The organism is Laceyella putida (assembly GCF_042665195.1).
Lineage (GTDB): Bacteria > Bacillota > Bacilli > Thermoactinomycetales > Thermoactinomycetaceae > Laceyella > Laceyella putida.
The window spans coordinates 23,651-32,360 of record NZ_JBHTBW010000001.1; the positions used below are offsets into that span (position 1 = coordinate 23,651).

Here is an 8,710-nt window from a genome sequence, read left to right on the forward strand (position 1 = left end):
AACCCTTATTAGCTTTGAAAACGGATTAATGGAAAGTGATGGATAATCAGGGGTCCCGACAGAAAAACGCGGATTTACCACGTTAAGGACTCAGAGAAGTGAAAAACCCGATTTTCAACCACGTTATGGGTTGTGATCGGGCTTTCTTGTCTTTGGGGTCACGGTATTTTCTTGAACGAACGGAAGGATAGTAGGACCATCTCAAGTAATATGGTCTTTATCAATTTTTGGGAGTGAGTATAATATTTAGGACTTGTTTGGTGATCGGGTCAATGTATTGGCCCAAGCCTGGACTTAGTTTTACTTCCATGTCGTTGTTGTCATCAATGATGAATTGCATGACTGTATCATGGATACTATGGATTTTGTAATGATCTAGGGCTCGGGCAGTAGATTCCACCAACGGGATAATTTTCTCGTGGATATCAGGATACATATCCTGCGCAATGCCTTCATTTAGGATGAAGTCCAATCCATTCGTTGTTTTATCGAAGCGGAACAAGAAGATCAATATGTACACTCCCTATCGATTTTAGCACATACTGATCATACCAGAACCCCATAAAAAAAGAGGCGTTATTTCGCCTCAGAGCCATTGAATATATAAAAGAGCATGCTTGCCCCTGCACCCCTGCCGCCCTCAGGCATTATCTCTCGTATGCGGTCACGGTGATCTCAGCGCTTCAGCTCATGCTCTGTCGATTTCATTTATTGCCCCTATTTGCGCGGTTTATTCATCTGGCGGCGAATCTCCAAAGTGCGCCGATTCATCACTTCAACACACAAATCCGCGATGCGCTTTGCATTCGTAAAAACATCCTCTTTGATCTGAGGATCAATATACTGCCCTAATTGGAGTTTCGCTCCCTCTACCCCCAATACAAAAGCGCGCCAGGTGATAGCGCGTCTTTTGTATTGTTTAACAAGGAAAGAATAGTTTGATATGGGACGTTTGGTCATCGCCACCATCTTCGTCTTTGTCAATCTATATATCCTATTTCGCTGGTGAGAAAGTGGCCAGTGTGTTCTCCTATTTTAAGTGATTTTAGACAGATGTCTTTCTTGAATCTAACCTAATGATTTGAGATAGCACCAACCAGCAAATAGTATCCCTTGATACCGAGAGGTGTTTTCGGGTATCTACAGGTGTCTTTCGTTACTGAGATTAATGACAAACCCCCGACCTTCGAAAAAGGGATCGGGGTTTGTTGTTAGGAGGCATTGCTCTATTACCTTCGCAAGCCCCTGCAATATGCATAGCGAAGACCTTGAAGTTTCAGCGCACCTGCTGAGCTCAATGGTTTCGCTTTAGTTCCGGACCCTTAGCGTACAGGGTACCAAGATGGCTCACTCTCACTTTTCAAATTTAGCACCCGCCGGCAAAGACGAAAATGACGGCGATAACAAGGATGAAGATTAAAAGTCTTCTTAAACCGAAACCACCAAAACCACCTCCGAAACAGCTACCACCGAAGCCACCTTTGAAACAGCTACCACCAAAACCACTCATTTTTTTCACCTCCAAACGTTAAAATTCTATATATCTTATTCCGCTGGTGAGGAAGTGGCTAGTGTGTTCTCCTATTTTAAGTGATTTTAGACAGATATCATCTCTTAAGTCCTTCAAAGTTTGGACTTCTTAGGGAAAATTCACACTATTTTTACACGAACAAAAATTCGTGTTTTGGTATAGTTGATCAAAGCAAATTGTGATATAATATTTGTAATCAGAAGCTAATCGCTTCTTTTTCTTGGAATGTAAAGTTGCGTAAAATTAGTCTTTTGTGCAACTTCTACATAATACCGAAACGAAACCATGCGCTCTCACGGAGGTGCTAAGCGTGAAAAAAAGTTGCGTAAAACTCATAGAGTCCTTTTTTGAGCATCTCGAACAGGAGGGAATGAGTCCAAAAACAATTCGCACATACCAAAATATCCTTTCGCAATTCGAAACATTCGTTACTAAAAATGGCGGTGACCTAAACAACCTCACCCGGGTCGATGTTCAAAGCTATATGAATCACATGGAGCAGGAGGGCAAAAAGCCATCGACGATCAACAACCACTTTGCTTGTCTGTCCTCTTTTGCTCGATTCCAGAAAAAGACATATATAATGGAAGGGATTCGTCGACCAGAGATTAGACGCATCCAAAATATCGCCCCCAAGTCTCTTGATCGGAATGAACGGAACCGATTGCTACGTGAAGTGGAGAGAGAAGGGAAGATCCGGAATATCGCCATTGTTTATATGCTGTTATATACCGGCTTGCGGGTATCAGAACTGGTTGCTTTGAACCAAGAGGATGTGACGATGGGTGAACGATCAGGAAGTGTGCTGGTCAGAGAAGGGAAGGGAAGTGTCTCCCGTCGGGTCCCACTACCACCCGAAGCCCGTTTTCATTTAAAGCGATACATGGAGGAACGTAAGGAAAAGGGAACACTGGATTTGCCGCCATTGTTCATCTCTAATTATCAGAAGCGAATCAGCGAACGAAGCGTTCAAGACATGTTGGCCAAGAAATACAACATCCATCCTCACATGCTGCGTCATACTTATGGAAGGGAATTGGTGGCCAACGGCATCGATATCGCCACGGTGGCCGAATTAATGGGCCATGCCGATATCAACGTAACCCGACGATATGCGAAACCAACCGAAAGAGAACTGGAGGAAGCCGTATCGAAGGTTTTTGGGTAACGTACGTTAATTTCTCACAAGAAAACCTCCCCTGATTAACTCAGAGGAGGTTACTTGTTTAATTCCAAAATGGATTCAATGAAACCCTCCGCCATTACTGGCTTCCGGGGATTCTCAACGCTCAAAACCCGCATAACTCCGTTATCTACAACCCTCAAAATCAACAAAAATGGTGGGGGTTTGTAGATAAATGCTAGGTCTGAGACCTAATGAACATAATATTAGGATAACACACATAGCTCGATTAGTCAAAAAATACTGTCTCTCCTATGAATCACCTTCATTGGGGTGGAGGTAGCATCCGGCGAATTTGGTGCCATCTGCCCAATAAATGGAAAATGACTTGAGGCTACATACGTAGCAACTCAAGTCATTCGTATTTATACAGGAAACTCAGGGATGACACGTTCATAATCAGCGTCCGGTATGCTCAGACGTTGTTATAGACGGGAGAAAAGCGGAAGGTGTCAGGCCGTCCCGCACCAGGGCTAGTGGAAACGGCAAGGGATGATATTTACTGCCGATGTACCATCCGGTCTCAATTGGTTGGTTATGAACCACAGGTAAGACGGATTTTGATGAAGGAACAGTGGGGCGAAAAATCGTGTAAACTTTTCTGAGTATGTAAACATAAATGGGTATTGAACATAAATTGTATAAAGCTAACTTCTATAAAAGGATGAGTGCAATATGAATGTTCTTTATTGGATGTACTGGCACCCATTTTACTATTATTCCGACAATTATCCTTGCTATTTCCCGATGTTTCCACGAAACCCCGTTGGTCCAGAACCATACGAACCAAACGTACCGCGTGTACCGCATGTACCGCATGTACCACATGTACCGCATGTACCACATGTACCACATGTACCGCATGTACCACATGTACCACATGTACCGCATGTACCACACGTACCTCTTGCACCAAGATGGCCCTTTGATGAGTACCTGTATTAGGAATTAATCAACTGCTTAGATATATTCAATTTGCCCCTGTTAAAGGAGCTGAAATCCATGTGAAAGCAAGCGATTGAAGAAGCCTCTAAGAAAAACGAGAAAAAACATTGCCTGGTTCGGTGGTCTTTTTCCTCACGTCAGCCGCGGTGGAGCAAACTGGAGTAGCAAATAAAAAAATGTACATATGGTTAGGATATAAGTCAAACAAAATGATAGGTGGGTCTACATGAAGAAAATGATTTTTATTTGGACAACTTGTTTAATAATCATCTTTCTTCCTATGCAAATGGTTTATGGAAATGAGGAAACTAACTGCAAAGTCCTTGAGCAAATTTTTGGTACTAAAGCAAAAGCAGAGAAAGGGGTTTGTAAGGTAGAAATTCCACGTAATATACCTATTACATACAAGGGGATCAGACTCTCACCAGAAACAATGGAATTAGAGTTGCTACATTTGAACAAACAAACGGAAAAACAGTGGTGACGGGTGAGTTTTCTCTGCTTGAAAGAGAAGTTACTCCTGTATTGGATATGTTCCGTAAAGGAAATATAGAGATTTCCGCAATACACAATCACTGGATTAATGAAAAACCACGCATAATTTATTTACATTTCCAAGGGATCGGAAACATGAAGAATCTTGCCCAGACAGTTAAAGCAGCTATTCAAGCAACTAAATCTTAATCTTTACTTCCATGTATTAAAATCGGAAAAAATGACTTGAGACAGAATCCAAGTCATTTTTTGTTTCTTTTAGACACTTACCATTGGTTTTTCTGAATACAATAATGTGATTATCTTTCCTTATAACAAGATTCGCTGATAAGTAAAACGTATGGCATGTTCTCCTTCATCAGTAAAACCCTTTAACATGATATCCCTTGCAACAGGGTCACTCGTAGATAAGTACATATCTCGATACATTTCATATGCCTCCAGTTCATCTTCCACCGCTTTTTCAACGGCGTCTGCATAGTCTTTAAACTGAACTGGTTGAAATGGTGGTACTGGTGCTCTTTTTCCAGTCAATGAAGTGTATAGATAAGTAAACAACTGATAATGTTCCTTTTCATCTTTCAGAGCATGTTGAAAGTCACGCCGAGCCTTATCGGTTGGAGCAATTTGCAAAACACGAGTATAAAAATCAATAGCTTGGGCTTCACCTGAAGCAGCCTTTAATAAATCCTGAAGAAATTTGTTCAAATCTTTGTACATATAGGCTCGATTTGATCGATATGTCAACACATACACATTTCCTTCCTCCCCTTCGACATGATGATTCAGTTTATGTCAAAAGGAGAAAGCCGGTGATAAATTCCGAATTTTGTTTTGGTTTTGGAACTTACTGCATTTTTACCATGTCCTTGCCTGAAAAATCAATGCTCATTATACTCAGAAAAGCGGGAAAGTACCGACTCTATACATTCTAGGAACTTCTGAAAGGGTTGTCATCAAAGATGAAGCAACAGTTGACCAAGGAAGAACTCATTGAACACTTTACTTTATTGCCTCCAGAAAGACAACTGGTTGAAGAAAAGAATTTGGATTCACAATTAGGCTTCGCGGTTTTGTTCAAATGCTTTCAAAATGAGGCTCGATTTCCTGAAAGTGCTGAAGATGTTCCTTTTCCTGTAATTAAGTTTCTGGCCAACCAGCTACGAACAAGCACTGATCAATTTTACCAATACTCATGGACAGGCAGATCGATTAAGCGGCATCGTGTTCAAATCCGAAAGCACTTCGGTGAATGCGTAGTTCTTATAGGACCTCTTACCGAACAGCGATTGGAAATCTGCTTAAAATTCTCGATTTCCGTTCAAACAACTCAGAATATCAGCCAATTATCAAAGCATTGGACTTGATTAAGAAACACATAGAGACCAAACAAAAGTATTTCGCAGTAGACGATGATGTGCCGATTGATGATGTAATCCCGCCCAAGTTTAAGAAAGTGGTGTTAGAGACGGATAGAAATGGCGATTTGCGTATCAATCGCATGAACTATGAAATTTCCGTTCTTCATTCCCTGCGGGAGAAGCTAAAGTGTAAAGAAATTTGGGTAGTGGGGGCCGATCGTTATCGGAATCCCGACGAGGATTTGCCAGCCGATTTTGAGGCGCGGCGAAAAGAGTATTATGAATCCCTTGGTCTTCGGCTCAATGCAGATTCTGTCATCAACGATCTCAAACAGTCATTGCATCGTGCATTGGACCAACTGAATCAAAACATCCCACAAAATCCAAAGGTAAGCATTGGTAGTCACAAGGGTGGATGGATTACGGTCACACCATTAGAGCCACAGCCGGAGCCAGAGCGCTTGGTTCAGTTAAAAAGGGAGGTTGCCAACCGGTGGTGGATGATCGAATTAATTGATATATTCAAGGAAGCTGACCTTCGTGTTGGATTTACTGATGTCTTTCAGTCCTTGGCGGCACATGAGCGCCTAAATCGTTCAGAAATCCAGAAACGTTTGCTTCTTGCCCTCTATGGATTAGGCACCAATATGGGTTTAAAGCGAATGGCCACTGGCAATACTGACGTGACCTACGATAATTTGCTCTACATTAAGCGGAAGTTTATCCATCCAGAAAACTTAAAGGCGGCCAATGTCCGAGTCGTGAATGCTATTTTGAAGGAAAGATTAACAGAAGTGTGGGGCGAAGCCACCACATCCTGCGCATCCGATTCCAAGAAATTTGGTGCTTGGGACCAAAACCTCATGACCGAGTGGCATCCCCGCTACCGCGGACCCGGAGTAATGATTTATTGGCACGTCGAAAATAAGTCCGCCTGTATCCACTCGCATTTAAAGACCTGCACATCTTCTGAAGTGGCTGCTATGATTAAAGGACTGCTCCAGCACACCACCGAAAAAGAAGTCGATCGCAACTATGTGGACACACATGGACAAAGCGAAGTCGGCTTTGCCTTCTGTCATCTGCTTGGCTTTAAGCTGATGCCCAGATTTAAAAATATTGGCTCACAAAAGCTGTATAAGCCCAATCACGGCATGACGGATGCGTATCCGAATCTGCAACCGGTACTGGCCAAGAATCCAATAAACTGGGATCTGATCCGTCAGCAATACGACCAATTGGTGAAATATGCTGCCGCTTTGCGATTTAACACCGCAGAGACGGAAGCGATTCTCAAACGATTCAGTAAGAACCGGACTCATCCTGTCTATAAAGCATTAAGCGAGTTAGGGCGTGTTGTCAAAACGATCTTCCTGTGTGAATACCTACAGCATGAGGAAATCCGGCGTGAGATCCACGAGGGGCTAAATGTGGTTGAGAACTGGAACTCGGCCAACAGCTTTATCTTTTTTGGCCGGAACGGGGAAATCCAAAAGAACCAAGTGGGTGAACAAGAGATCGCTGTGTTAAGCCTTAACCTATTACAAAATTGTTTGGTCTACATCAACACCCTCAAAATACAGAACATTATTAAGGAAAAAGGATGGCTCAACCATCTGACAACAGAGGATTTGCGCGCGCTGACCCCGTTAATTTATAACCATATCACGCCATACGGTCAATTTAATGTGGACTTGGATAAACGGTTGCCGATATAAGGAGGGGATCGCCATTAAACAACGGACACCACCTAAAAAGAAGGCCCGAGAACTGGCCAAATACCTTCGTGAAGAGCGGCCGGATTATGATTACTTAAAAAGCGTATTCCGGCACCTGCGTGCCGAGTTGGAAGTCAATGTGCCAAAGGCAAATAAGAAATTGCCCTATGTGCCTACAGAAGATGAAATTAAACGCTATTATGAAGCCGTCTGGAAGGCGAAGAACTTTCAAGACATGATGATCATAAAGACTCTACTATATACTGGCGTTCGCGTGAGCGAACTCATTAACATCAAGTTGAGCGATGTCGATTTTCACCGTTGCCAGATCAGGGTGAACCAAGGCAAAGGGAAGAAGGATCGGATTGTGCCATTCCCCACCGTATTCAAAGAAATGTTGGCCATGCATGCCGATGGCGCAGAGAAAAAGGGTGCCGTCTACCTGTTTGAATCGTCCTGGAAGAAGAAATACACCGATCGCGGCATTCGGAAAATCCTTAAAAAGTATTCCGATCAGGCCGGCATGGTCCAATCCATATCTCCGCATAAGTTGCGCCACTTTCTGTTAACTTGGCTCAAAAAACAAGGGATTGACGATGCACTCATCCAGCCTTATTCTGGACATGCAAGCCGTAAGTCGCTTGAAGTATATTCTAAATTGGCCATTACCGATGCTCAAGATGAATATGAACGTGTCATCCCTGAGTTTCCTGTATAAATACGAATGACTTGAGTTGCTACGTATGTAGCCTCAAGTCATTTTCCATTTATTGGGCAGATGGCACCAAATTCGCCGGATGCTACCTCCACCCCTCATTGCCTTGTGTATATGAACCAGTTGATTTGCTGATAAGGAAATTTATGTATCCATTTAGCTACAACCTGAGGACAATGACATGATGCTTATTCCGTTTTTTTGTTTACTGAACACGCTGATTTTACAATATTACCCATCTGCATGGCCGTTTTCCGGGTTATCTCGGACTTACCCCTCTGGCGGCGAATCTCCAAAGTGCGCCGATTCATCACTTCAACACACAAATCCGCGATGCGCTTTGCATTCGTAAAAATATCCTCTTTGTTCTGAGGATCAATATACTGCCCTAATTGGAGTTTCACTCCCTCTACCCCCAATACAAAAGCGCGCCAGGTGATAGCGTGTCTTTTGTATTGTTTAACAAGGAAAGGATAGTTTGATATGGGACGTTTGGTCATCGCCACCATCTTCGTCTTTGTCAATCTTTATATCCTATTTCGCTGGTGAGAAAGTGGCCAGTGTGTTCTCCTATTTTAAGTGATTTTAGACAGATATCTTTGTTGATTCTAACCTAATGATCTGAGATAGCATCAACCAGCAAATAGTATCCCTTGATACCGAGAGGTGTTTTCGGGTATCTACAGGTGTCTTTCGGTACTGAGATTAATGACAAACCCCCGACCTTCGAAAAAGGGATCGGGGTTTGTTGTTAGGAGGCAT

The 8,710-nt window shown here is 42.8% G+C and carries 11 protein-coding genes and 1 pseudogene; 7 read left to right on the forward strand and 5 right to left on the reverse strand.

The genetic code is table 11. The features are described 5' to 3' along the window. Positions 1 to 220: 220 nt before the first annotated feature. From ACFQNG_RS00150 to ACFQNG_RS00160, 3 genes are all read right to left on the reverse strand, one after another. On the reverse strand, positions 221 to 511 hold the full coding sequence (locus ACFQNG_RS00150; protein ID WP_379862768.1) for a hypothetical protein: 291 nt from the start codon (positions 509 to 511) through the stop codon (positions 221 to 223). Positions 512 to 717: 206 nt separating this feature from the next. Beyond that, positions 718 to 984: a hypothetical protein gene (locus tag ACFQNG_RS00155; RefSeq protein ID WP_379862769.1), complete on the reverse strand. Its 267-nt coding sequence runs from the start codon at positions 982 to 984 to the stop codon at positions 718 to 720. Between the two features lie 382 nt (positions 985 to 1,366). Continuing rightward, the gene (locus ACFQNG_RS00160) at positions 1,367 to 1,510 is read right to left on the reverse strand and encodes a sporulation protein YjcZ (RefSeq protein ID WP_379862770.1); all 144 of its coding nucleotides are present in this window, start codon (positions 1,508 to 1,510) and stop codon (positions 1,367 to 1,369) included. A gap of 331 nt (positions 1,511 to 1,841) precedes the next feature. On the opposite strand from ACFQNG_RS00160, the gene ACFQNG_RS00165 reads away from it, so the two are divergent. The 4 genes from ACFQNG_RS00165 to ACFQNG_RS00180 all read left to right on the forward strand — a co-directional run bounded on the left by ACFQNG_RS00165 (position 1,842) and on the right by ACFQNG_RS00180 (position 4,343). Then, entirely contained in the window at positions 1,842 to 2,699 is an 858-nt protein-coding gene (locus ACFQNG_RS00165) for a tyrosine-type recombinase/integrase (RefSeq protein WP_379862771.1), read from the forward strand. A 781-nt stretch (positions 2,700 to 3,480) separates the two neighbouring features. Continuing rightward, positions 3,481 to 3,666 (forward strand): hypothetical protein, encoded by a 186-nt coding sequence (locus ACFQNG_RS00170; protein WP_379862772.1) that lies wholly within the window; start codon positions 3,481 to 3,483, stop codon positions 3,664 to 3,666. Positions 3,667 to 3,885: 219 nt separating this feature from the next. Next, positions 3,886 to 4,143, forward strand: a complete 258-nt coding sequence (locus ACFQNG_RS00175; protein ID WP_379862773.1) for a hypothetical protein — start codon at positions 3,886 to 3,888, stop codon at positions 4,141 to 4,143. After that, positions 4,140 to 4,343, forward strand: a complete 204-nt coding sequence (locus tag ACFQNG_RS00180; RefSeq protein WP_379862774.1) for a DUF1259 domain-containing protein — start codon at positions 4,140 to 4,142, stop codon at positions 4,341 to 4,343. Before ACFQNG_RS00175 ends, ACFQNG_RS00180 begins: the two co-directional genes overlap by 4 nt. Positions 4,344 to 4,463: 120 nt before the next feature. Here the strand turns inward: ACFQNG_RS00180 and ACFQNG_RS00185 are convergent, their stop codons facing one another. After that, a complete protein-coding gene (locus ACFQNG_RS00185; RefSeq protein WP_379862775.1) occupies positions 4,464 to 4,910 on the reverse strand; it encodes a ferritin family protein in 447 nt (148 codons plus the stop codon). A 206-nt stretch (positions 4,911 to 5,116) separates the two neighbouring features. Between ACFQNG_RS00185 and ACFQNG_RS00190 the strand changes: the two genes are divergently transcribed. The 3 genes and pseudogenes from ACFQNG_RS00190 (at position 5,117) to ACFQNG_RS00200 (ending at position 7,951) form a co-directional block, all read left to right on the forward strand. Next, complete coding sequence (locus ACFQNG_RS00190) at positions 5,117 to 5,521, forward strand: DUF4158 domain-containing protein (protein ID WP_379862776.1); 405 nt, start codon at positions 5,117 to 5,119, stop codon at positions 5,519 to 5,521. Then, a pseudogene (locus ACFQNG_RS00195) lies at positions 5,407 to 7,233 on the forward strand (Tn3 family transposase); the annotation flags it as partial. The gene ACFQNG_RS00190 and the pseudogene ACFQNG_RS00195, both read left to right, overlap by 115 nt. Then, on the forward strand, positions 7,202 to 7,951 hold the full coding sequence (locus ACFQNG_RS00200; RefSeq protein ID WP_379862778.1) for a tyrosine-type recombinase/integrase: 750 nt from the start codon (positions 7,202 to 7,204) through the stop codon (positions 7,949 to 7,951). The pseudogene ACFQNG_RS00195 and the gene ACFQNG_RS00200, both read left to right, overlap by 32 nt. Positions 7,952 to 8,136: 185 nt before the next feature. On the opposite strand, the gene ACFQNG_RS00205 is transcribed toward ACFQNG_RS00200, so the two are convergent. Then, positions 8,137 to 8,472, reverse strand: a complete 336-nt coding sequence (locus ACFQNG_RS00205; RefSeq protein WP_379862779.1) for a hypothetical protein — start codon at positions 8,470 to 8,472, stop codon at positions 8,137 to 8,139. Positions 8,473 to 8,710: the final 238 nt, after the last annotated feature.

Coding starts and splice junctions, on each gene's coding strand:
- ACFQNG_RS00160 (WP_379862770.1), bottom strand. CDS start 1,510: ATGAGTGGTTTTGGTGGTAGCTGTTTCAAAGGTGGCTTCGGTGGTAGC.
- ACFQNG_RS00175 (WP_379862773.1), top strand. CDS start 3,886: ATGAAGAAAATGATTTTTATTTGGACAACTTGTTTAATAATCATCTTT.
- ACFQNG_RS00190 (WP_379862776.1), top strand. CDS start 5,117: ATGAAGCAACAGTTGACCAAGGAAGAACTCATTGAACACTTTACTTTA.
- ACFQNG_RS00200 (WP_379862778.1), top strand. CDS start 7,202: ATGTGGACTTGGATAAACGGTTGCCGATATAAGGAGGGGATCGCCATT.